Raw genomic sequence first — 21,207 nt, 5'->3', positions numbered from 1 at the left:
GCAAGCCCCATGGAACACATCGAATCACCCCGCATTGCATTCCTGGGCCTGGGCGTCATGGGGAGCGCGATGCTGCGCAACCTGGCCGCGCAAGGGTATGCAGTATCAGGCTACGACGTCGTTCCCGCAGCCATGGAGCGCCTGGCCGACACCGGCTTCCGGCGGGCCGCCACGCCACTGGACGCCGCCCGCGGCTGCGACGTGGCGATCACCATGCTGCCCACCTCGACCCACGTCCGCGACGCCTTGTTCGGCGCCGATGGCGCGGCGGCGGGCTTGAATCCGGGCGCCCTGGTCATTGAAATGAGCACGGGCGACGCGGTCGAGACGGACCGCATCGCCGCCGATCTCGCAGCCCTGGGCCTGCGTTGCATGGATGCCCCCGTGGGGCGCACGCCGCGCGAGGCGGCGCAGGGCAAGGCCTTGATCATGGCCGGCGGCGCGCAGGCCGACTTCGACCAGGCCGCGCCCATCTTCGCCGCCATGGCCAACGAGATCGTGCACGTGGGCCCTTTCGGTTCGGGCATCCGGCTCAAGCTGGTCAACAACTACATGTCCATGGTCGGCATGGTGCTGACGGGCGAAGCGCTGATGTTCGCCGCCAAGCTCGGGCTGGACCGCGCCACTGTCGTCAAGGTGCTGTCCAACACCACTGCGGGGCGTGGACAGCTCCTGACCAATTTTCCCGGCAAGGTGCTGGCGGGCGACATCAGCCCCGACTTCCCCATGCGCATGGGCTACAAGGACATCAACCTGGCCATGAACCTGGCCGCCTCGGTGGGTGCGCCGCTGGGCCTGGGCGGCTACGCCCGCGAGATGTTCGCGCTGGCCAAATCATGGGGACGGCAGGAGCAGGACTGCACCGCCATGCTGCTGCTGCTCGAGGACGTGGCCCATCTGGACCGCCAGGCGACGGGGTCCGGCCATGAGTGAGCACATCGCAACCCTGCCCGCGCGGCGGCCGCGCGCATCGCGCCGCCGAATCACCGTGGGCGTGGCGGCCGTCGCCATCGCCTTTGCCGCCTGGTGGATCGTGTCGGCGCTGGGCCTGGTCAATGGCGCGCGCTTTCCCACCCCGCTCACCACCTGGCAGGCCGCGGTGCAGCTCTCGCGCGATTCCGGCTATGCCGGCGGCACGCTGTTCCAGCACATCGGCCACAGCCTGCGCCTGGTATTCCTGGGATTCCTGGTCGCGATCGGCACCGGCGTGCCACTGGGGCTGCTGATGGGATTCAGCAAGCGCATCGACGCGCTGGTCGGGCCGGTGTTCTCGCTGCTGCGCCCGATTCCGCCACTGGCCTGGATCCCGCTGGCCATCCTGTGGCTGGGCCTGGGGGATCCGGCGAAGATCTTCCTGATCTGGGTGTCCTCGTTCACACCTGCCGTCATCAACACCTACGCAGGCGTGCGCAACATCGACCCCACGCTGATCGAGGCCGCGCGCGTGCACGGCGCGGGCAATCCCGTCCGCATGCTGCGCGAGGTCCTGATACCCGGCTCCATGCCCATGATCTTCACCGGCCTGCGGCTGTCGCTGCAGACCGCGTGGATGACGCTGGTGGCAGCCGAACTCATCGGCGCCTTCATCGGCCTGGGCAAGGTGCTGGACACCGCGGCGCTGGACATCCGGCCCGGCATGATCCTGTACGCAATGGTCTGGGTGGGCCTGTTGGGCGCGGTGATGACACGCGGACTGGAATGGATCGAAAAGAGGGCCTTGCCATGGCTACGCTGACACGCGCCTCGGGCGACCCGCCCGCCTTCACCTTCGGCTTGTCCTGCCTGGGGCTGGCCGGCTTCTTCCTGGCCTGGCATCTGCTGAGCGTGGCGGGCGTGTTCCCGCCCAACTACCTGCCCGGCCCGCTGACCGTGCTGCAGACCATCGCGCAGTACAGCAGCGAACCCTATTCCGGCGCCACGCTCTGGACGCACCTGGGCGCCAGCCTCTACCGCTTCGCCTGCGGCTTCCTGCTGGCCGCGGCGGTAGGCATACCGCTAGGCCTGCTGATGGGCTGGTACCGCTGGCTGGACGACGTGGTCAGTCCGTTCTTCGATGCGTTGCGCTTCGTGGCGCCCATCGCCTGGGTGCCGTTCGCCGGCCTGTGGTTCGGCACCGGCATCGGCGGACCCACTCTGATCATCTTCGCCGGCGCCTTTCCGCCCTGCCTGATCAGCGCCTACCGCGGCGCCAAGTTCGTCGACACGCGACTGCTGGAAGCCTCGCGCACGCTGGGCGCCAGCGGCCCGCGCATCGTGGCCGAAGTGCTGCTGCCGGCGTCGCTGCCTTCCATCCTGGCCGGCCTGCGCGTCAGCGCCGGCATCGGCTGGCAATCGCTGGTGGGCGCGGAACTGATCGTGGTGGGCAACGGCATCGGCTACATGATGGTCCAGGGGCAGCTCAACGTCGCCACCAATATCGTCATGGCCGGCATGATCGCCATCGGCATCGTCGGCATCTGCATCGACGTTGCGCTGCGCATGTTTGAACAGCGCCTGAAGGCGCGCTGGGGACGTTGATGGACCACGCAACGCCAGACTCAACCTTGTCGGTCATTGTCACGGGCGGCGCAAGCGGCATCGGCGCGGCGGTATGCAGGCGGGTGATCGAAGCGGGCGGCCACGCGGCCATCCTTGACCTCAACCAGGAAGCCGCGCATACGCTGGCGCGGGAACTGGGGCCGCGCGCAGTGGCCGCCCCGGGCGACGTGCTGGACGAGGCCGGACTGCGGGCCACTCAGGAACGGCTTGCCGCCCTCCTACCCGCGGTCAACGGACTGGTGAACTGCGCCGGTATCGCCCAGGTTCCAACCGCCATCGAAGACTATCCGGTGGAGGCCTGGGCCCGTGTGGTGGATTCCCACCTGAAAGGCACCTATATCGCCTGCCGCGTATTCGGCAGCGCGATGGCCGAACGCGGACGCGGGGCGGTCGTCAACGTGGCGTCCGTGCTGTCGTTCCGCCCCGGCCCGGTACTGGCCTATGGCCCGGCCAAGGCCGCCGTGGTCAACCTGACCGAAGCCCTCGCGGTGCATTGGGCGCGCCGCGGCTTGCGGGTCAACGCCATCGCGCCCGGCTGGACCGACACGCCCTTCCTGAAACCCAAGGAACGGCAGGGGGAACGTGACATGACGCCGATCCTGAACGCCACGCCGCTGGGCCGCCTGATGCAGCCGCGCGAGATCGCGGAAGTGGTGTTCTTCCTGCTGTCGCCGGCGGCCTCGGTCATCACTGGCGCCACCATCCCCTGCGACGGCGGCGTCATCGCAGGATCTGGATGGGCGCCCTACGGGGGCTTTCCGCAAGCTGGCTAAGCGCGGGGCGTGGCCTCCAGCACCGCCGCGCGGAACTCCTGCATCAGCGGCGACCAGGTGGCGCCGTGCCGCGTAACCAGCGCCATGCTGCGCCGCAGAGGCCGGCCCAGCGCCACCGGCAGTTCCGCAATGCCTGGACCCAGCGCACTATGCGGCATCAGCGCCAGCAGGTCCGAGGCCGCCAACAACGCCAGCGCGCCCCCGGAAAAATGCTGCACCTCCAGCGCCGCCGCAGGTTGCGCCAGGCCCGCCTCGGCATAGCGGGCCTCCAGCGCCTGGCGCGCCACCGACCCCTGCATGGGCAGGATCCAGCGTTGGCCTGCCAGGTCGCGCAACGCCAGCTTGCGCCGCGACGCCAGCGGGTGCTTGCGGCTGGCGGCCACGCACAGGCCGTCCTCGCGTATCGATTCCTGATGCAGCGAGCCCGGCACGTCGGCATAGATCGGTGTCACCGCAAGGTCCAGCCTGCCGCCCGCGACCTGCTCGTTAAGATCGTCCGACTGGCCTTGCGTCAGCTGCACCCGCAGCGCGGGCCGGCGCGGCAGCAGGCGGCGCAGCGCCGGCATCACCACGCTGTCCACGGTAGCGCCGGTCGCGCCGATACGCAGCAGCCCGGCCTCGCCCAGGCGCAGCTCCATCGCATTGCGCACGGCGTCGCGGTACTCCGCCCAGAGCCGCTGCGCATGCTCGCGGAACGCCAGGCCCGCCGAGGTCAGGCGCAGCCCGCGGCCGCCGCGGTCCAGCAACGCCAGCCCGGTATCGGCTTCCAGCCGTTGCAGGGACTTGGACAGCGCCGGCTGGCTGACGCCGCAGGCGGCCGCGGCGCGGTCCAGGTTGCCGTGTTCCACCACGGCCAGGAAGTACTCGATGTCGCGCAGGGACAGATTCATAATCGTTGGTTATGCATAGACTCAGCTTCAGGAATATTAAGCCGGGCCTGCGCTCCTAGAATCCCTGGATAAACCCGCAGACAGGAGACGCAGCGCGTGGACAAGAAGCCCAATATCGTATTGATCGTGGCCGACAACCTGGGATGGGGCGAATTGGGCTGCTACGGCGGCGGCGCGCTGCGCGGCGCGCCCACCCCCAACATCGACCGGCTGGCCTCGGAAGGACTGCTGCTGCAGAACTTCAACGTGGAAAGCGACTGCGTGCCCACGCGCTCCGCGCTGATGAGCGGGCGCCATCCCATCCGCACCGGTTGCCTGCAATCCGTCCCTCCCGGCCTGCCACAAGGCCTGGCGCGCGACGAAATCACGCTGGCCCAGCAATTGTCCGGCCAGGGCTACGCCACGGCGCATTACGGCAAGTGGCACCTGGGCGACATCCCCGGCCGCTATCCGTCCGATCGCGGCTTCGACGAGTGGTATGGCATCCCGCGCACCACGGACGAAAGCCAGTTCACCTCGTCCATCGGCTTCGATCCCTCGGTCGCCGACATCCCGCACATCATGCAGGGCCAGGCCGGCTCGCCTTCGGAAAACGTCAAGGTCTACGATCTGGAGACCCGCCGCGGCATCGACGCCGAACTGGTCGACCGGTCCATCGGCTTCATGCGCAAGCATGCAGAGGCCAGCCGCCCCTTCTTCCTGTACCTGCCGCTGGTGCACCTGCACTTTCCCACCCTGCCGCACCCGGACTTCGCGGGGCGCACCGGCGCCGGCGACTTCGCCGACTCCATGGTGGAAATGGACCACCGCGTCGGCCAGATCGTGCAGGCGGTGGATGAACTGAAGCTGCGCGACGACACCGTGTTCATCTTCTGCAGCGACAATGGCCCGGAATTCCGCAAGCCCTACCGCGGCACCGCCGGTCCCTGGACCGGCACCTACCACACGGCCATGGAAGGCAGCCTGCGCGTGCCCTTCATGATCCGCTGGCCGGGCAAGGTCCAACCCGGCCAGGTCTCCAACGAGATCGTGCACGTCACCGACCTGTACACCACGCTGTCGCGCATCGGCGGCGCGTCCATGCCGCAGGACCGTCCCATCGACGGCATAGACCAGACCGACTTCTTCACCGGCGCCAGCCCGACCTCGCTGCGCGAGGGCTTCCTGTTCTACATCAAGAACGACCTGCGCGCGGTCAAATGGCGCGACTGGAAGCTGCATTTCTACTGGGAACCCGAGGTCAACGAAGGCAAGGGAAAACTGGAGTCGCCGTACCTCTTCAACCTGAAGCAGGACCCCAAGGAAGAAAGCGACATCCTCATCTTCAATACCTGGGTGCTGGGGCCCATCCTGAAAATGGTGCAGTCCTTCAATCAGTCCTGCGCCGCGCATCCGAATACGCCGCCCGGCAAGCCGGATCCGAGCTGAGACGCGCGGCGGCCTGAGCAAAAAAACACAAAGGGGAAATCATGAAATTCGCTATCCGCTGCTGCGCGCTGCTGCTGGGCGCCGCGCTGACCGCCACCGCCGGCGCGGCAGACGCCAAGCTGGAATGGCCCGGCAAGCAGATCACCTGGGTGATCGGCTTCGTTCCGGGCGGCACCGCCGACGTGCTGACCCGCATCGCCGCGCAGGAACTGGCGCGGCGCAGCGGCTTGAACGTTATCGTGGAAAACCGCCCCGGCGCGGCGGGCGCGATCGCCCTGCAGCTGGTGGCGCGCAGCAAGGCCAGCGACGGCTATCTGCTGACCGTGCCCGGCCCGCTGATCTACCCCACGCCCCAGCCCGAGATCGGCCGCGAACTGGCGCCCGTCATCCTGATGGCCCAAGGCCCCATGGTCATTGTCGGTCCCGCCAAGGACGCCCGGGCATCCCTGCAGGACGTGCTGGCCGATGCCCGCCAGCGGCCCGAAGCATGGAGCTACGGCAGCTCGGGCAACGGCACATCGCAAAACCTGGCGGGCGAACTGCTCAACCAATATGCCGGCACCCGCATCGTGCATGTGCCCTACAAGGGCGGCGGCCAGGCGGTGGCCGACGTGGCCGGCGGCCAGATCCCCCTGGCGATCCTGGGTTCGGCACCGGTCATGCCGCAGATCAAGGCCGGCACGCTGAAGGCCTACGCCGTCACCACGCCCTACCGCCTGGACAGCCTGCCCGACGTCCCCACGGTGGAAGAGTCCGGCTTCAAGGGCTACGCCGCCACCCAGTGGTTCTCGGTCGCGGCCAGCAAGGACATCCCGGCCGCGCAACTCGACCAGGTCAACGCCGCGCTGCGCGCCGCCGTCGCCACGCCCGAATTCAAGGCCGCCCTGGAAAACGCCGGCATGATCGCCGGAGGCGGCTCGCGGGACGAACTGCAGTCGTTCATCCAGGCGGACAGCGCCAAGTGGCAGAAGCTGATCGACAGCGGGGCGGTGAAGCTGGCGAATTGAGGACCTTCCCTCAACTCATATACACGCCGCCATTGATGGCGTAGTTGGCTCCCGTCACGAAAGCCGCCTCATCCGACGCCAGCCAGGCGCACAACCCCGCCAGATCCTTGGCAGTACCCAGCCGGCCCACCGGCACGCTTTCGATGATGCGGTCCAGCAGCGCCGGCGGGAACGCCTTCACGGTGTCGTCGGCGATGAAGCCCGGCGAGGCCAGGTTGACGGTGACGCCGCGGGCCGCGACTTCCTGGGCCAGCGAACGGGTGAAGCCGATCACGGCGCCCTTGGCGGTGGCGTAGTTGATCTGGCCGATCTGGCCCTTCTCCGCGGCCACGGAGCCGATGTTGATGATGCGGCCCCAGCCGCGATCCGCCATGCTGTCGACCACCTGCTTGGTGGTGTTGAACAGCGTGTCCAGATTGCTGCGCAGCACCGCCGACCAGTCCGCCTGGCTCATCTGGCGAAAGCGCATGTCCAGCATGGCGCCGGCATTGTTCACCAGCACGTCGATCTCGCCGACCTCGCGCCGCACCTTGGCGAAGGCCGCCTCGGTCGAGGCCCAATCCGTGGCGTCGCCCTCGGAGGCGACGAAGTCGTAGCCCAGGGATTTCTGTTCCTTCAGCCAGTGGTCCTTGCGCGAGGAGCGCGGCCCGCAGCCTGCCACCACGCGGTGTCCCGCGTTGTGCAGCGCCTGGCAGATCGCGGTGCCCGTGTGGCCCATTCCGCTGGTGACGTAAGCAATGCGCAAAGCCATGTACTTCCCCTTTTGAAAAGACGGTATCGCGCCGCCGCTCAGCCGATCTGGCCGACCAGCGGGAACAGGCCGAACGCCAGCGCCGCGGCCAGCATCACCAGGCAGACCATCGTGGCCCACTTGAGCGAATAGCGCTGGTGGTCGCCGAAGTCCACGCCGGCCAGGCCGACCAGCAGGTAGGTCGAAGGCACCAGCGGGCTCAGCAGGTGCACGGGCTGGCCGATCAGCGAGGCGCGCGCCATCTCGACCGGCGAAATGCCGTAGCCCTGGGCCGCTTCGCTCAGGATGGGGAGCACGCCGAAGTAGAAGGCGTCGTTGGACATGAAGAAGGTGAAGGGCAGGCTCACCAGGGCGGTAATGCCGGCCAGGTACGGGCCCATGGCGTCCGGAATCACCGCCAGCAGGCTGCGCGACATCGCCTCGACCATGCCCGTGCCCGACAGGATGCCGGTGAAGATCCCGGCCGCGAAGATCAGCGACACCACCGACAGCACATTGCCCGCGTGCTGCGCGACGCGGCGGCGCTGCTCGGCCAGGTCCGGATAGTTGATGACCAGCGCGATCGCGAAGGCGATCATGAACAGCACCGGCAGCGGCAGCACGCCCATCACCAGGCTCACCATCAGGGCCAGCGTCAGTCCGGCGTTCACCCACAGCAGCTTGGGGCGGCGCAGGTCCTGGTCGACCTCGATCTCGGGCAGGTTCTTGGGACCGTCCTCGTCATAGCCGGCGTGCAGCGAAGCGCCGTCCGGCAGCGACAGCACGCCCAGGCGGCGGCGTTCACGCAGGCCCAGGCAGAACGCCAGGATCAGGATGGCGACAATGGCCACGCCCATTACCGGCACCAGCGGCACGAAGATGTCGCCCGCGTCCACGTGCAAGGCGCTTGCGGCGCGCGCCGTCGGGCCGCCCCAGGGCGTCAGGTTCATGACGCCGCTGGCCAGCATCGCCAGACAGGTCATGGACAGCGCGTTCATCTTCAGGCGGCGATACAGCGGCAACATCGACGCCACCACGATCATGTAGGTGGTCGAACCGTCGCCGTCCAGCGAAATCACCAGCGCCAGCACAGTCGTACCCACCACGATCTTCAGCGGATCGCCCTTCACCGCGCGCAGGATGCGGCCCACGATGGGATCGAACAGGCCGGCGTCGATCATGACCCCGAAATACAGGATGGCGAACATCAGCATCACGCCGGTGGGCGCGATCTTGCGGATGCCGTCCAGCATCATCTTGTCGATGCCCGACCCGAACCCGCCCAGCAGGGCGAAAATAATGGGGACAAGGATCAGCGCCACCAGCGGCGACAGGCGCTTGGTCATGATCAGCGTCATGAACGTGATCACCATGCCGAAGCCAAGCAGGGTCAGAAGCATGAGGGTTATCTCCGACTAGTCGTTGTTATGCGTAAACGCGCCTCCGGCTGGGGATGCGCGACCGCAAGACTAGAAATAAAAGCTGTCGGCAACCTGTCGTTTTTGAACGCGGGTGCGGCGCGGGGGGGCTAGTCCAGCCATGCGACAATCGCCCCTATGCGCATACTGGTGATCGAAGACGACGCGGACCTGGCCGACGCACTCGTGCGCCGGCTGCGCCGTCTCGGCCATGCAGTCGACTGCCAGAACGACGGCCTCAGCGCTGACGGCGTGCTGCAATACGAAACCTTCGACCTCGTCATTCTGGACATCGGCCTGCCCCGCATGTCGGGCTTCGACATCCTGCACCGCCTGCGTGACCGCGGCAGCAAGACGCCCGTGCTGGCGCTGACCGCCCGCATCGACATCGAAGACCGCGTCCACGCCCTGGATACCGGCGCCGACGACTACCTGGCCAAGCCCTTCGATTTCCGCGAGCTGGAAGCCCGCTGCCGCGCCCTGCTGCGCCGCCCCAGCCCCCAGGCGTCCGGCATGCTGCGCTTTGGCGAGCTGGTCATCGACAGCGCCGCGCGCCAGGTCACGCTGGCCGGCCAGCGCATCGAACTGCCCAAGCGCGAATACAGCCTGCTGGAAATCCTGCTGGCCGGCATGAACCGCGCCGTCAGCAAGACCGAAATCGCCAACAAGCTGTTCGCCTTCGACGACGATGCCGCGCCCAACGCCATCGAGGTCTACATCGCCCGGCTGCGCCGCAAGCTCGAAGGCTCGCCGCTGCGCATCGAAACGCAGCGCGGCACCGGCTACCTCCTGACCGCCACCGATGACCACGACCGCCCCGCCGCGCCCGGCCCCGGCCGGGAGTGACCCCGCCACGCCCGCCGCCGCGCAGGGCCGCATCTCGATCAAGCGCCGCCTGCTGGCCATGCTGCTTGCGCTGTTCGTCGCCGCCCTGGCCACGCTGTATCTGCTGGTGCGCGGCTACGCCAATCAGACCGCCGACACCACCTACGACCAGTTGCTGCGTTCCTCGGTGCTGTCCATCGCCGACAGCCTGCAGCTGGTGCAGGGAGAGTGGCGCATGGACATGCCTTATGCCTCGCTGGCGCTGCTGGAGCAGGCGCCGCGCGACCGCGTGTTCTATCGTGTCGGCGACGCGGGCGGCGCACTGATTTCCGGCTATGCGGACCTGCCAGCGCCGCCCGCCCGTGGCAGCGAAGGCCCGGCGTACTCGCCCCGCCTGTACGACGCCAGCTACCAGGGCGAGCCGGTGCGCATCGCCTGGATGGAACGCAAGATCGCCGGTCCCCGCAATGCCGAGACCGCCCTCATCCAGGTCGCGCAGACCCGCGAAGCCCGCAACGCGCTGGCAGCGGGCATCTTGTGGCAAGGCACGCTGGCGCTGATCGGCTTTACCGCCGCGGCGCTGGCGCTGGCCTACTGGGGCCTGCTGCGCTCGCTGTCGCCCATCCGCCGTATCGAGCGCGAACTGGCCGCCCGCAGCGCGGCGGACCTGCATCCCATCGCCGCTCCCGTGCCGGAGGAACTCGACACGCTGGTGCACTCGCTGGATGGCTTCATGGCGCGCCTGTCGGAAAACCTGGACACCCTGCGCCTCTTCATCGCCGAAGCCGCGCATCAGCTGCGCACGCCGCTGGCCGCGCTGCACGCGCAGATGGAAGTGGCGCTGGACGAGGAAGATCCCGCCGAACAGCGCCGCAGCCTGCTGGCCGTGCTGCGCAACGCCGAGAAACTCTCGCGCCTGGTCAACCAGCTGCTGAGCGACGCCAGCGTCATCCACCGCAGCAACGTGCGCCAGTTCCAGCCGGTGGACCTGGCCGAGCTGCTGCGGCAGGCGGTGTATGACACGGTCCCGCAAGCCGATCCCCAGCCCGACGTGCGCCTGCATCTGCCCGCCACTGCGCCCGGCAATCCGCCCACCGTGCTGGGCGACAGCCTGATGCTGCGCGAAGCGTTCAAGAACCTTATCGACAACGCCCTGCGTCACGGCGCCACGGACGACGGCCACATCGACGTGCGGCTGGAGCCGGAGGACGATGGCTGGCGCATATCCGTATCCGACCAGGGTCCGGGCATACCGCCGGCGCTGGCCAACGCCGCTTTCGAGCGCTTCGTGCGCGGTCCCAACCCGCGCGCGTCCGGCGCCGGCCTGGGCCTGTCCATCATCAAGCGCGTGGTCGACATCCATCAGGGCCGGCTGGCCCTGAGCAACCGCGTGGGCGGCGGCCTGGACGCCGTGGTCACGCTGCCGCCCCGCCCCCATGAAGCTTGATCTCCTGAAACCCCTGCGCCTGCTGGCGGCGCTCACCGCGCTGCTGCCCTTTGCTGCCGGCAACGCCGCGGAAACCAGCGCCGACGGCCTGACGCTGGGGCCCGCGGACAGCAGGAACGTACTGGTCGTGCACGCCTCCAACAGCGTGCAGGTGTTCCGCGGCGTGCTGGAAGACTTCAGCAGGCTCAACCCCGGCCTGCGCCTGGAATACACCGAGCTGTCCACGCAGGAGCTGTATGCCGGGACGGTTTCCCGCGCCACGCAGGCGCCGGCAACCAGATCCGGCCCCGACATCGTCATCAGCAGCGCGATGGACCTGCAGACCAAACTGGTCAACGACGGCTACGCGCAACCCCACATCTCGCCGGAGACCCGCGCCCTGCCCGCCTGGGCCAACTGGCGCGACGAGGTCTTCAGCATCGGCACCGATCCCATCGTCATGGTCTACAACACCAGCAAGCTCGCGTCCGCAAGGGCGCCGCGCACCCGGCGCGAGCTGCTGTCCCTGCTGCAGGCGCCGGACCAGCCCCTGGCCGGCGCCATCTCCACTTACGACGTCGAGGGCAGCGGCATCGGCTACCTGGCGGCCACGCAGGACACGCGGCTGGACAGCATGGCTGGCGCGCTGCTGGCCGAACTGGGCCGCAACCGCGTGGCCGTGCACGCGTCCACCGAAGACGCGCTGGACAAGCTCGAACGCGGCGAGATCACGCTGGCCTACAACCTGCTGGAGTCCTACACCCGGCACCGCATCGACCTGGGCGCGCCGCTGGCCATCGTCTATCCGCAGGACTACACGTTGATGCTGTCGCGCTCCGCCATCATTCCCCGACAGGCGCCGCGGGCGGATCTGGGCGCGATGTTCCTGGACTATCTGCTGTCGCCGCGGGGCCAGGAAATGGTCGCGCGGCAATCGGGCATGCGGCCCGTGAGCGCATCGGCCAACCCGGAAGCGGGCGTGCGGCCGGTGGCGCTGGGCGTAGGACTGTTGGTGTATCTGGATGCACTCAAGAAGCGGCATTTCCTGGATCTGTGGCGCGCGGCGGTCCGTCCGCCCGGCGGCCCCCACCACTGACGCGATCTCCCCGCCCGCACTGGTATACACAACCCGGTACACCAAGACCACCTCTGAATCCGGACCCTTTTTGTCCGGACAATGCACCCACTTTTTTCATCCGCCCCGGGGTTTTGCGAGGATAATTTCCTTGTGGCAGCGCCGCGGCAATCCAGGCCGGCCAGCCTCTCCCATGCCGGCAAATCACCGCCGCGCAGCGCTCCCCCGATCTGGCCGGAGCCACCTCTACAACGATCTGTGATACGTGACAGCGTTTGCGTCTGAACCAGAGTTGGAGGCACGAAATGGCCGAACACCAGATTGCCGTCCGGCGCGCGATCGAAGCCCTGGACCGTCTGGCGGATCCCGATCCGCCCTGGCATGACATCCTGCTGACCGCCCGCGACATGGTGGGCGCGGACAGCGGCACCTTGATCGTCTTCGATGCCCGCCACAAGCTGCTGGACCTGTCCACCGTCAGCTTTCCCGAAGCCGCCGCCACGGACTACCGCAACCATTACTACAGCTGCGACATCGTCGAACAGGATTCGCGGCTGCTGCCCGTGGGCACGTGGCTGGATACCGCCAACATGTGCGGCCACAAGCAGCTGCAGCGTTCCGAGTTCTACACGGACTTCATGCTCAAGCACCGGATGGCGCAAGTGCTGTGCCTGGTAATCGAATCCAGCGCCATGCTGCGCGCCGCCATCGCCTTCCAACGCTCGACCGTGGACGACAAGGCCAGCGAACGGCTTCAGTCCGGCGACGTAGCCCATTACTTCCGCCTGCTGAAAAGCCGGTTGGCCCAACGCGAAAAGGCGCTCGCCATCGGTTGGACAGCCATTGAAAGCGCACTCTCGGATGTCGGCGAAGCCGTGCTGCTGGTCAGCCACGACGCGATGGTAGACAAGAGATCGGCCCTCGCCATGCACTATCTGAGCGACGGCCATGGCTGGAACGTGCGCGGCGGCAAGCTGCGCCATCCCGACGCGAAGATACAGGCCTTGTTCGACGCGTATTGCCAGGCGGTCGCGCGCGACGGCAAGGCGCGGTCCCTGGCGGCAGCCGCCGGATGGGGCGAATTGACCTGGATCGACATCAGCGCGGCCCCGCAAGCGCTGAGCCTGATCGGCAGCCGCATGCTGCTGGTGCGCATGCGCAGAAAAAGCGCCTTTGCCCAACCGGACGTCGACAGGCTGGAATCCGTGTTCTCGATCACGCACGCGGAAGCCGCTGTGCTGGCCGGTCTTGCGATGGGACACAGCGTGGAGGAAGTCGCGACCCTGCGCCACGCCTCGGTGCTGACCGTGCGTAAACAGGTGGCGTCCCTGCTCAACAAGATGGAATGCAATCGCCAGTCCGAACTGGTCAGGCTCGCCTCGCTGCTCTGAGCGCGCGCCACCGGTATGACGTACCCAATATTGAGTATGTGGCGCCCACCCGCGCCGTCCTACGATGAGCACAAAGGCATGAGGCCCGGACGCCCGGTCCGGCCCGAGTCGTAAACCTGGCGGTGGAACCCAGCGCCAGGTGCGTGTCCGCGCGCGCCGCGGGCCGGGCCGGCCTGCCCAAGAAAAAAACCAATGCGCCAATCCGGTTGCGCAGCTGTCCCTGCACCGGGCTGCATTGCCGCGAGCCCCCATGGACACCGGTCTCCAATGCTGCGGTCACTCTCGTCATCAGGAGCATTTCATGAAAACTGCCCTAACCGTCCGCGCCATGATTCCCGTCGTCCTGGCGGCCTGCGCCCTGCTCTCCGGCCCCGTGGCCGCGCAAATGTCCGCCGCCCCAACCACCGCAGCTCCGCCCTCCGACGTCCAACTCAGCCGCGATCAAGTCGAACGCGACCTGGCCGCCTGGAAGCAATCCGGCGTTGAAAGAAACTGGGACAGCGACAGCACCCCTGACATCAATAGCCCCGAGTATGTCGCCGCCTACCGGAAGTATGTCGACACGGTCAGGCCTGCCAACGCCCCGCAGATGCAGCAGTCGCAGGGCCAGGGCAAATGGTGATGCGCGCTATTGAGCCCGCAAGGGCGCACCGCCGCGCTCGCTGCCTGGCGAGCGGCCATAGTGCGCGCGGTACGCCCGATTGAACGTGGAAACTTCCTCGAATCCCCAGCTGGCGGCGATGTCCGCGATGGAGCGGCCAGGCTGGGTCTCGATGGCCAGGCGGCACCTTTCCAGCCGGCACTGCCGCACGTAAGCGCTGAAGCTCAGGCCATGCTCGGCCATGATCTTGAACAGATAGCTGCGGGAGATGCCGAGCTCCTCGCTGGCCGAAGCCGGCGTCAGGCCGCGATCGGCCAAACGCCGCTGCACCAGCGCCAGAATGCGGTCCAGGACTTCGTGGCGCACCCGTTCGGCGATCTGCGCGCCGGCATCCGCCCCTTCGAGCTGCGTCCGCGACAGCAGTTCGCTGCAATGCCTGACCATCAGCGCCTGCACCTGCTGCAACTCGTTTGCCGGCAGTTCGCTGACCAGGCGCATGTAGCTGGCCAGCACCCGCCCTGCCCCTGAACTTCCGTCCAGCACCGGCATGGCCAGTCGCCCGCGCCGGCCCAGTTGCGGCCGCAAGAGGCCTTCCGGGATTTCTATGCAGAACATGCGGAAATCGGTGCGGAAGTCGACTTCCCAGGGCGAAGCGCAATCCACCACGTAGACGTCGCCAGCCCGCGCCCGCATGGCGCTTCCGTCCTGCGAAACCAGGGCCTCTCCCGCGCACAGCAAATTGGCGAAGAATGGGGATTGCTTGCGGGCCGAGAGACCGGCCGCGGACAGCCTGACCACATGGGATTGGGCGGTGATGGTCGAGCCGTGCAGGTCCGGCAGCAGCAGGCCGTCGATCTGGCCGCGAAAGCTGCGCGCGGCGTCACGCTCGGGTTCGAGCGGCACGTAGGCATCGCAGATTGCATCGCGCCAATACGCGAACTGCTCCTGCGGCGCTATGACATCGGTGGTGTGGTGGTAGGCCTGCGCGCTCATGTTGAGTACCGGATCATGCCGACTGGGGCCGCCATCTTCTAGGGGATGGACGCTTTGCGCCACTGCCGTGGACGCTACGCGCTGGCAGGGCGAAGACTACCGGCCGATTATACGCACAGACCTATATCGCCGGACTCAGATCCAGGCCCAATCAGGAGACAAAAGATGTCCACGCCCGAACCGCTCGACGAGCGGATCGCAGCCTTTGAACGCGACGGATTCGTGGTGCTGCCGGGAATCATCCCGCCCGAGCAGGTCAGCCAGTTGCAGGAAGCCCTGATCCGGATCGAGGCCGAGCACAACCTCGGTTACGCCCAGACCTCGTTCGAAGGCCGCAAGACGGTGCGCATCAACAACCTGCTGGTCTACGATCCACGCTTCTGGGACGTGCCGCTGCAGCCCGACGTGCTGAGCCTGGCCGAACGCCTGCTGGACCGCGAGCTGCTGCTGTCGTCGCTGTGCTCACTGACGCTGGCGCCGGGCCAAGGCGCCCAGCCCCTGCACGAAGATACCCAGCAACTGGCGCTGCCGCGCCCGCGCCCGCCGCTGGCGGTCAATGCCATCTGGGCCTTGAGCGATTTCACGGCCGAGAACGGCGCCACCCACATCGTGCCCGGCAGTCATCGCTACGATTCGTCTCCGCCCTACGGCGCGCAGGACATAGACACCGTGCAGGCCACCATGAAGGCGGGCAGTGTCATGCTGTTCGACAGCGCGCTGTGGCACAAGGGCGGCGCCAACAACAGCAACGCCCGCCGTTACGCGTTGTCGTGCTACTACTGCGCCGGATGGATGCGGCAACAGGAAAACCTGCAGCTCGGCATTCCGGCCGAGGTGGCGAGAAGCTTCCCGCGCCGCCTGCAGGAATTGTGCGGCTACAGCATCTACAAGGGGCAGTACGGCCACATCGACAATGCCGACCCCATCACCCTGCTGGGCGGCGCTGGCCGGCCCACGGTCTGGCAGGCCAGCGACGCCAAGGCCGCCCGCAAGGCTGCCGAGCGCAAGGCATGATGAACGCCCCCGCCCTGCCCAGGGTCCCGGATTCGGTGATCCATCTGCTGCGCGACGCCGCTCTCGAAGCGCCCGATCTTCCCGCGCTGTCCTTCGAAGGCGTGCGCCTGAACTATGCGCAATACGCCGGCTTGGCTGGAGCTTTGGCACGCCGCCTGGGCGAACGCGTGCGGCCCGGCGACCGGGTGGCCCTGTTGATGCAGAACTCGCTGGACCTGGCCGTTGCCACCTTTGCAGTGCATGCGCTGCGCGCGCAGGCCGTGCCGCTGAACCCAGGCTATCGCGAGCGCGAGCTGGCCTATATGCTGGAAGACGCCGAGCCTTGCATGCTGCTGCATGACGACAGCGTGAAGCTGGATCTGAGCGCCGTGTGCCCGGGCCTGGATGCCGGCGCCATTCTCCGCACAGGCAACGGCGCCGGCCTGCTGGAGATGCTGCCGCAGGCCTGCGCCCTGCCCGAAGACCTGCCGCGGCATGAAGATCTGGCCACGCTGCAATACACCGGCGGCACCACCGGACGCCCCAAGGGCGTCAACATCCTGCACCGGCAGATCGCCTACAACATCGCGCAGCGCGAAGCCTGGCTGCCGACGCGGCGCGATTCGGAGGTGGTGCTCTGCGTGATGCCGCTATTCCATGTGTCGGCCGTCTCCATGTCGCTCTACTTGAGCCTGCATGCCCGCGGCGAGCTGGTGGTGATGCGGCGCTTCGATGCCGCCCGCACCATCGAGGCCATCGCCGCCCACGGCGTGACCCTGCTGCCGGGCGCGCCCGCAATCTTCCATGACCTGTTGCTGAGCACGGCCTTCCAGCCTGAAAAACTCGGCAGCCTGCGCGCCTGCTTCTCCGGCGCGGCGCCGCTGCCGCGCGAAACCCTGACGCGTTTCGAGTTGCGCGCCGGTTGCCCCATCCATGAGGGCTACGGCATGAGCGAGGCGGGTCCCTGCCTGGCCTTCAATCCCATGCACCGTCCACGCAAACCCGGTTCGGTGGGCTTGCCCGTGCCAGGCGGCGAACTGCAGGTGGTGGACCTGGATGGCGCCAGCCGCGTCATGCCGCCGGGCCAGCCCGGCGAAATACGCGTGCGCGGGCCGCACGTGATGGCAGGTTACCGCCAAGCGGCGCCGGAGTCCGCGCAAGCGCTGCGCGAAGGCTGGTTCTACACCGGCGACGTCGCCATCCTGGACGACGAGGGCTATCTCCATCTGCGGGGCCGCCGGCACGACTGCATCAACGTGGGCGGCTTCAAGGTCTATCCGCTGGAAGTGGAACAGGTGCTGTTGTCGCGCCCCGAAGTCGGCGAAGCGGCCGCCTTCGGCGTGGCCGACGAGCGGCTGGGCCAGGTGGTCCACGCCTGGGTCACGCCCGCCCCCGGCCAACGCCTGGACATGGCCGCCCTGCAGGCGCATTGCGCCGCGCACCTGGCCGGCTACAAAGTGCCGCGCCGCATCGGCGCGACGGCAGCCTTGCCGCGCACCAGCATAGGCAAGCTCGCACGCAGCGCGCTCGCGCCCGTGGCCGTGCCCGGCCCGAATTCGCAGTGACATTCCACATAAAAGGGGAGGAACATGAAGCAACTCGATCTGCAGGCTTTGCAACACCAGCTCGCCGAAGAAGGCTACGCCGTCATTGAAAACGTGCTGGACGCCGCACAGCTGGAACAGGCGCGCGAATGCGTGGCCGGACTGATGGCCGCGGAACGCGCCGATCCGTTCCCGCTGGACGACGAACGGCACGAGGACGATGACGACATCCTGGCCTACTATAAGCGCCACTACACGGTGAGCGACATGGAAGCGCAGCGCATGGTGGCGCGCGTGCACCAGTATCGCCGCGACAACGAAAACACGCGCTGGCCGGTACCCATCAACAAAGTGTCGAAGAACTTCCTGCACTTGCCCACCCTGTTCGACGACGACAAGTCGCAACGCGTCTGGAACCTGCTGAACAAGGCGCCCGACATGATTCCGCTGATCGAGCACCCGGCGGTGTTGCCCATGGTGCGCAGCGTGATGGGCCAGGACTGCAACCTGCACGACTTCCAGGCCACCAGCATCGGCCCCGGCACAGGCGGCGGCGCCTGGCACGTGGATGCGCCGCTGGGCCAGATCGCCGAGCCGCTGCCGGAGTTTCCGCTGACGCTGCAGAACGTCTGGATGCTGGACGATTTCACCGCCGACAACGGCGCCACGCGGGTCATGCCGCGCAGCCACAAGCTGCGCAAGTCGCCACCGTGGGGCAGCGGCCCGCTGGACGGCGAGGTCACGCTGACCGCACCCGCCGGCTCGGTCGCCATCTGGCTGTCCAACACCTGGCACCGCTCCGGCCCGAACCATACCGACCGCGAGCGCCGCGCCATACTCTGCAACTACAACGTGTCCTGGTTGCGCGGCTTCGCCGACTTCACCAGCACGCTGCCCGAAGGCGTCGCGGCCGCGCTGTCCAACGACGCGCGCTACCTGCTGGGCTACGGCGCGCGCGCGCCATTGACGCGCTGACCATGGCCGCCGCAACCTCGTCTCCGGCGCTTGCAGCCGCGGCGCCGGCCATACACGGCTACTGCGATCCCGCCTTCGAACCAGTACGCGCAGCATTCGCGCGCAACTTCCAGGACGGTGGCGAGCTCGGCGCGTCCGTCGCCATCGAAGTCGACGGCTATCCGGTGGTCGACCTGTGGGCAGGATGGGCCGACACGGACCGCAGCCAGCCCTGGCAGCGCGACACGGTCTGTATCGTGTTCTCCAATACCAAGCCGGCCACGGCGCTCTGCGCCCACATGCTGGCCGAGGCGGGAGAGCTGGATTTGGACGCCCCTGTCGCCCGCTACTGGCCCGAATACGCCGCAGCAGGCAAGGCCACCACCACCCCGCGCATGCTGCTCAACCATACCGCTGGCCTGCCCGCGCTGCGTGAGCCGCTACCCGCTGACGCCGCTTTCGACTGGGAGGGCATGACCCGCCGGCTGGCCGGGGCCGCGCCTTTCTGGGCTCCGGGCGAACGCGTGGCCTACCACGGCCTGACCTACGGCTGGCTGGTCGGTGAGCTGGTGCGCAGGCTGAGCGGCTGCATGCCAGGCGAATTCTTCCGCCGCCATATCGCGCAGCCGCTGGACCTGGACTTCTGGATCGGCCTGCCGGAAACGGAGGAAGCCCGGGTCGCACCCATCGTGCCGCCGCCCGCGCCGCAAGCGCCGTTCAGTCCCTTCGAGCAGTCCCTGAAGGACGAACCCGAAAGCCCTACCGCGCTGTACGCCAAGAACACCGGCGGCTGGCGCCCTTCCGGCTTCAACAGCCGCGCCGGCCACGCAGCCGGGCTATGCGCGGCTGGCGGCATCGGCAATGCGCGCAGCCTGGCGCGTCTGTACGGCACACTGGCGCTGGGCGGCCAGCGCGACGGCGTGCGCCTGCTGCGCGAGGACACGCTGGCCGCGGCCACGGCCCTGTCGGCGCGCACGGACGACGACGCCTGCCTGCGCGTACCCACGCGCTACGCCAGCGGCTTCATGCGCCAGATGGATAACCGCGCGCAAGGCCTGGACAGCGCCTGCTTCGGCGACGAGGCCTACGGCCACACGGGCGCTGGCGGGTCGCTGGCTTTCGCCTGGCCGCAGCGCCGGCTTTCCTTTGCCTACACCATGAACCGCATGGGACGCACGGTGCTGCTCGATGAACGCGCCCATCGCCTGGTATGCGCGACGCACGCGGCACTCGGCGCAGGGCCGCCAGGCTGAAGCCCGCGCCGCACTCTCGAATCACAAAAAAACCTGGAGACAAATCCTCATGAACACGAGCAACCCCTATCGCCCCGCCGCCCTGCGGCGTCTGTTCGCCGCGGCCGGCGCCACGTTGCTGGTCCAGGGCGCCGCCCTGGCTGCCGAGCCCGTCAAGATCGGCTATCTGATTCCTCTGTCGGGCAGCGCCACCGCTTCCATTGGCAAAGACATGTCGCGCGCCACGCATCTGGCCGTCAAGCACATCAACGACGCCGGCGGCATCAAGTCGCTGGGCGGCGCGCAACTGCAGCTGGTCGAGGTGGACACCCGGGGCGATGCCAAGGTCGCCATGACCGAGGTCGAACGCCTGATCACCCGCGAGAAGACCCCGGTGCTGCTGGGCGCTTTCCAGAGCGGCGTGACCTTCCCCGCCACCGCCGTCGCGGAAAAGAACCGCGTGCCATGGGTGGTGGACCTGGCCGCCAAGGCCGACATCACCGAACGCGGCTTCAAGTACGTGTTCCGTCCCACGCAGATCCCGGCCTCGGGCAACGCCGAAAGCATGGCGGACTTCATCGACTACGCGGGCAAGACCACCGGCAAGCCGGCCAAGACGGTCGCCATGGTCTACGAGAACACCGATTGGGGCCAGGACATGGCCAACACGTTGCGCGCCAAGTTCAAGGCAGCCGGCATCGATCTGGTGCTGGACGAGGGATACCCGCCCAACTCGCCTGACCTGCGTCCGCTGGTGCTGAAGATCAAGGGCAAGAAGCCCGACGTCGTCACCGTGACCTCCTATGGCGCCGACGCCGTGCAGCTGCACAAACTGCTGGCGCAGATGCGGGTGGGCTCGACCTACGTCGGCAGCGCGGCCGGCCAGATCGACAGTACCTTCATCCCGCTGGTCGGCAAGGACATCGCGGGCAATGTCTACACCACCAATGGCTGGGCCGGCTACGAGTCGTCCATCACCACGCCGTTCGCCAAGAAGTTCTGGGACGACTTCGTCGCCGCCTACAAGGTCGATCCCAACGAACTGTCGGTCAGCGCCTACGCCGCGGTCTGGGTCATCAAGGACGCGCTGGAGCGCGCCGGGAAGGCGGATCCCGAAGCCATCCGCGACGCCCTGGCCCAGACCAAGCTGCAAGGCACCGACCTGAACAAGCTGGTGGGCTATGACATCGTGATCGACGCCAAGGGCCAGAACCCCGAAAAGCGCTACGTCATGCAGCAGATCACGCCCGACGGCCAGTACCGCACCGTGTGGCCGGAGAACCTGGCCTCCAAATCCTACAAGATGGTCTGGCCTGCCGCTCAGCCCTGACCGACCTGGCGTCGCCGCGCCACGCCCTGCGCGTGGCGCCGGCGCCCCGTTACCGCTAG

At 67.8% G+C, this 21,207-nt stretch carries 20 protein-coding genes; 16 read left to right on the top strand and 4 right to left on the bottom strand.

Annotation, left to right across the window (positions count from 1 at the left end; translation table 11 throughout):
* Window positions 1-9: 9 nt before the first annotated feature.
* The 4 genes from IB258_RS10755 to IB258_RS10740 are packed head-to-tail and all read left to right on the top strand — an operon-like array spanning window position 10 to window position 3,311.
* A complete protein-coding gene (locus IB258_RS10755; RefSeq protein ID WP_054450385.1) occupies window positions 10-933 on the top strand; it encodes an NAD(P)-dependent oxidoreductase in 924 nt (307 codons plus the stop codon).
* Window positions 926-1,735, top strand: a complete 810-nt coding sequence (locus IB258_RS10750; RefSeq protein WP_054450384.1) for an ABC transporter permease — start codon at window positions 926-928, stop codon at window positions 1,733-1,735. The genes IB258_RS10755 and IB258_RS10750 overlap by 8 nt, the downstream gene beginning before the upstream one ends.
* On the top strand, window positions 1,723-2,517 hold the full coding sequence (locus IB258_RS10745) for an ABC transporter permease (protein WP_054450381.1): 795 nt from the start codon (window positions 1,723-1,725) through the stop codon (window positions 2,515-2,517). The genes IB258_RS10750 and IB258_RS10745 overlap by 13 nt, the downstream gene beginning before the upstream one ends.
* The gene (locus tag IB258_RS10740) at window positions 2,517-3,311 is read left to right on the top strand and encodes an SDR family NAD(P)-dependent oxidoreductase (protein WP_192352565.1); all 795 of its coding nucleotides are present in this window, start codon (window positions 2,517-2,519) and stop codon (window positions 3,309-3,311) included. The genes IB258_RS10745 and IB258_RS10740 overlap by 1 nt, the downstream gene beginning before the upstream one ends.
* Here the strand turns inward: IB258_RS10740 and IB258_RS10735 are convergent.
* The gene (locus IB258_RS10735; RefSeq protein WP_054450378.1) at window positions 3,308-4,201 is read right to left on the bottom strand and encodes a LysR family transcriptional regulator; all 894 of its coding nucleotides are present in this window, start codon (window positions 4,199-4,201) and stop codon (window positions 3,308-3,310) included. The two genes, IB258_RS10740 and IB258_RS10735, sit on opposite strands and share 4 nt — an antisense overlap.
* Before the next feature lie 96 nt (window positions 4,202-4,297).
* On the opposite strand from IB258_RS10735, the gene IB258_RS10730 reads away from it, so the two are divergent.
* Entirely contained in the window at window positions 4,298-5,629 is a 1,332-nt protein-coding gene (locus IB258_RS10730) for an arylsulfatase (RefSeq protein ID WP_054450376.1), read from the top strand.
* Window positions 5,630-5,670: 41 nt separating this feature from the next.
* Window positions 5,671-6,636 (top strand): tripartite tricarboxylate transporter substrate binding protein, encoded by a 966-nt coding sequence (locus IB258_RS10725; RefSeq protein ID WP_119449026.1) that lies wholly within the window; start codon window positions 5,671-5,673, stop codon window positions 6,634-6,636.
* A gap of 10 nt (window positions 6,637-6,646) precedes the next feature.
* On the opposite strand, the gene IB258_RS10720 is transcribed toward IB258_RS10725, so the two are convergent.
* Together IB258_RS10720 and IB258_RS10715 are read right to left on the bottom strand one after the other, a co-directional pair.
* Window positions 6,647-7,387 (bottom strand): SDR family oxidoreductase, encoded by a 741-nt coding sequence (locus tag IB258_RS10720; protein WP_173143583.1) that lies wholly within the window; start codon window positions 7,385-7,387, stop codon window positions 6,647-6,649.
* A 38-nt stretch (window positions 7,388-7,425) separates the two neighbouring features.
* Window positions 7,426-8,766 carry a CitMHS family transporter gene (locus IB258_RS10715; RefSeq protein ID WP_054450371.1) on the bottom strand — a complete coding sequence of 447 codons (1,341 nt, stop codon included), beginning with the start codon at window positions 8,764-8,766 and terminating at the stop codon, window positions 7,426-7,428.
* A gap of 156 nt (window positions 8,767-8,922) precedes the next feature.
* On the opposite strand from IB258_RS10715, the gene IB258_RS10710 reads away from it, so the two are divergent.
* The 5 genes from IB258_RS10710 to IB258_RS10690 all read left to right on the top strand — a co-directional run bounded on the left by IB258_RS10710 (window position 8,923) and on the right by IB258_RS10690 (window position 14,123).
* A complete protein-coding gene (locus tag IB258_RS10710; RefSeq protein ID WP_054450369.1) occupies window positions 8,923-9,630 on the top strand; it encodes a response regulator transcription factor in 708 nt (235 codons plus the stop codon).
* On the top strand, window positions 9,587-11,056 hold the full coding sequence (locus IB258_RS10705; RefSeq protein ID WP_225588994.1) for a sensor histidine kinase: 1,470 nt from the start codon (window positions 9,587-9,589) through the stop codon (window positions 11,054-11,056). The genes IB258_RS10710 and IB258_RS10705 overlap by 44 nt, the downstream gene beginning before the upstream one ends.
* Window positions 11,046-12,131, top strand: a complete 1,086-nt coding sequence (locus IB258_RS10700) for an ABC transporter substrate-binding protein (protein WP_054450368.1) — start codon at window positions 11,046-11,048, stop codon at window positions 12,129-12,131. The genes IB258_RS10705 and IB258_RS10700 overlap by 11 nt, the downstream gene beginning before the upstream one ends.
* Window positions 12,132-12,415: 284 nt before the next feature.
* Window positions 12,416-13,501, top strand: a complete 1,086-nt coding sequence (locus tag IB258_RS10695; protein WP_054450367.1) for a LuxR C-terminal-related transcriptional regulator — start codon at window positions 12,416-12,418, stop codon at window positions 13,499-13,501.
* Between the two features lie 301 nt (window positions 13,502-13,802).
* Complete coding sequence (locus IB258_RS10690; RefSeq protein ID WP_054450364.1) at window positions 13,803-14,123, top strand: DUF4148 domain-containing protein; 321 nt, start codon at window positions 13,803-13,805, stop codon at window positions 14,121-14,123.
* Between the two features lie 6 nt (window positions 14,124-14,129).
* Here IB258_RS10690 and IB258_RS10685 read toward each other — a convergent pair whose 3' ends face one another.
* Complete coding sequence (locus IB258_RS10685) at window positions 14,130-15,095, bottom strand: helix-turn-helix domain-containing protein (RefSeq protein ID WP_175159583.1); 966 nt, start codon at window positions 15,093-15,095, stop codon at window positions 14,130-14,132.
* Window positions 15,096-15,260: 165 nt separating this feature from the next.
* On the opposite strand from IB258_RS10685, the gene IB258_RS10680 reads away from it, so the two are divergent.
* The 5 genes from IB258_RS10680 to IB258_RS10660 are packed head-to-tail and all read left to right on the top strand — an operon-like array spanning window position 15,261 to window position 21,148.
* A complete protein-coding gene (locus IB258_RS10680; RefSeq protein ID WP_054450362.1) occupies window positions 15,261-16,109 on the top strand; it encodes a phytanoyl-CoA dioxygenase family protein in 849 nt (282 codons plus the stop codon).
* Window positions 16,106-17,653, top strand: a complete 1,548-nt coding sequence (locus IB258_RS10675; RefSeq protein WP_082400654.1) for a class I adenylate-forming enzyme family protein — start codon at window positions 16,106-16,108, stop codon at window positions 17,651-17,653. Before IB258_RS10680 ends, IB258_RS10675 begins: the two co-directional genes overlap by 4 nt.
* Before the next feature lie 24 nt (window positions 17,654-17,677).
* On the top strand, window positions 17,678-18,607 hold the full coding sequence (locus IB258_RS10670; RefSeq protein ID WP_054450358.1) for a phytanoyl-CoA dioxygenase family protein: 930 nt from the start codon (window positions 17,678-17,680) through the stop codon (window positions 18,605-18,607).
* 2 nt (window positions 18,608-18,609) lie between these two features.
* Complete coding sequence (locus IB258_RS10665; RefSeq protein WP_192352564.1) at window positions 18,610-19,839, top strand: serine hydrolase; 1,230 nt, start codon at window positions 18,610-18,612, stop codon at window positions 19,837-19,839.
* A gap of 49 nt (window positions 19,840-19,888) precedes the next feature.
* The gene (locus IB258_RS10660; RefSeq protein WP_119449019.1) at window positions 19,889-21,148 is read left to right on the top strand and encodes an ABC transporter substrate-binding protein; all 1,260 of its coding nucleotides are present in this window, start codon (window positions 19,889-19,891) and stop codon (window positions 21,146-21,148) included.
* Window positions 21,149-21,207 lie beyond the last annotated feature (59 nt).

This window comes from Achromobacter sp. ACM02, assembly GCF_014851605.1.
GTDB classification, from domain to species: Bacteria; Pseudomonadota; Gammaproteobacteria; order Burkholderiales; family Burkholderiaceae_B; genus Achromobacter; species Achromobacter aegrifaciens.
Note: the sequence above shows the minus strand (reverse complement) of the source record. Positions and strands in the feature narration are given on the sequence as shown.

Coding starts and splice junctions, on each gene's coding strand:
- IB258_RS10755 (WP_054450385.1), top strand. CDS start 10: ATGGAACACATCGAATCACCCCGCATTGCATTCCTGGGCCTGGGCGTC.
- IB258_RS10750 (WP_054450384.1), top strand. CDS start 926: ATGAGTGAGCACATCGCAACCCTGCCCGCGCGGCGGCCGCGCGCATCG.
- IB258_RS10745 (WP_054450381.1), top strand. CDS start 1,723: ATGGCTACGCTGACACGCGCCTCGGGCGACCCGCCCGCCTTCACCTTC.
- IB258_RS10740 (WP_192352565.1), top strand. CDS start 2,517: ATGGACCACGCAACGCCAGACTCAACCTTGTCGGTCATTGTCACGGGC.
- IB258_RS10735 (WP_054450378.1), bottom strand. CDS start 4,201: ATGAATCTGTCCCTGCGCGACATCGAGTACTTCCTGGCCGTGGTGGAA.
- IB258_RS10725 (WP_119449026.1), top strand. CDS start 5,671: ATGAAATTCGCTATCCGCTGCTGCGCGCTGCTGCTGGGCGCCGCGCTG.
- IB258_RS10720 (WP_173143583.1), bottom strand. CDS start 7,387: ATGGCTTTGCGCATTGCTTACGTCACCAGCGGAATGGGCCACACGGGC.
- IB258_RS10715 (WP_054450371.1), bottom strand. CDS start 8,766: ATGCTTCTGACCCTGCTTGGCTTCGGCATGGTGATCACGTTCATGACG.
- IB258_RS10710 (WP_054450369.1), top strand. CDS start 8,923: ATGCGCATACTGGTGATCGAAGACGACGCGGACCTGGCCGACGCACTC.
- IB258_RS10705 (WP_225588994.1), top strand. CDS start 9,587: ATGACCACGACCGCCCCGCCGCGCCCGGCCCCGGCCGGGAGTGACCCC.
- IB258_RS10700 (WP_054450368.1), top strand. CDS start 11,046: ATGAAGCTTGATCTCCTGAAACCCCTGCGCCTGCTGGCGGCGCTCACC.
- IB258_RS10695 (WP_054450367.1), top strand. CDS start 12,416: ATGGCCGAACACCAGATTGCCGTCCGGCGCGCGATCGAAGCCCTGGAC.
- IB258_RS10690 (WP_054450364.1), top strand. CDS start 13,803: ATGAAAACTGCCCTAACCGTCCGCGCCATGATTCCCGTCGTCCTGGCG.
- IB258_RS10685 (WP_175159583.1), bottom strand. CDS start 15,095: ATGAGCGCGCAGGCCTACCACCACACCACCGATGTCATAGCGCCGCAG.
- IB258_RS10680 (WP_054450362.1), top strand. CDS start 15,261: ATGTCCACGCCCGAACCGCTCGACGAGCGGATCGCAGCCTTTGAACGC.
- IB258_RS10675 (WP_082400654.1), top strand. CDS start 16,106: ATGATGAACGCCCCCGCCCTGCCCAGGGTCCCGGATTCGGTGATCCAT.
- IB258_RS10670 (WP_054450358.1), top strand. CDS start 17,678: ATGAAGCAACTCGATCTGCAGGCTTTGCAACACCAGCTCGCCGAAGAA.
- IB258_RS10665 (WP_192352564.1), top strand. CDS start 18,610: ATGGCCGCCGCAACCTCGTCTCCGGCGCTTGCAGCCGCGGCGCCGGCC.
- IB258_RS10660 (WP_119449019.1), top strand. CDS start 19,889: ATGAACACGAGCAACCCCTATCGCCCCGCCGCCCTGCGGCGTCTGTTC.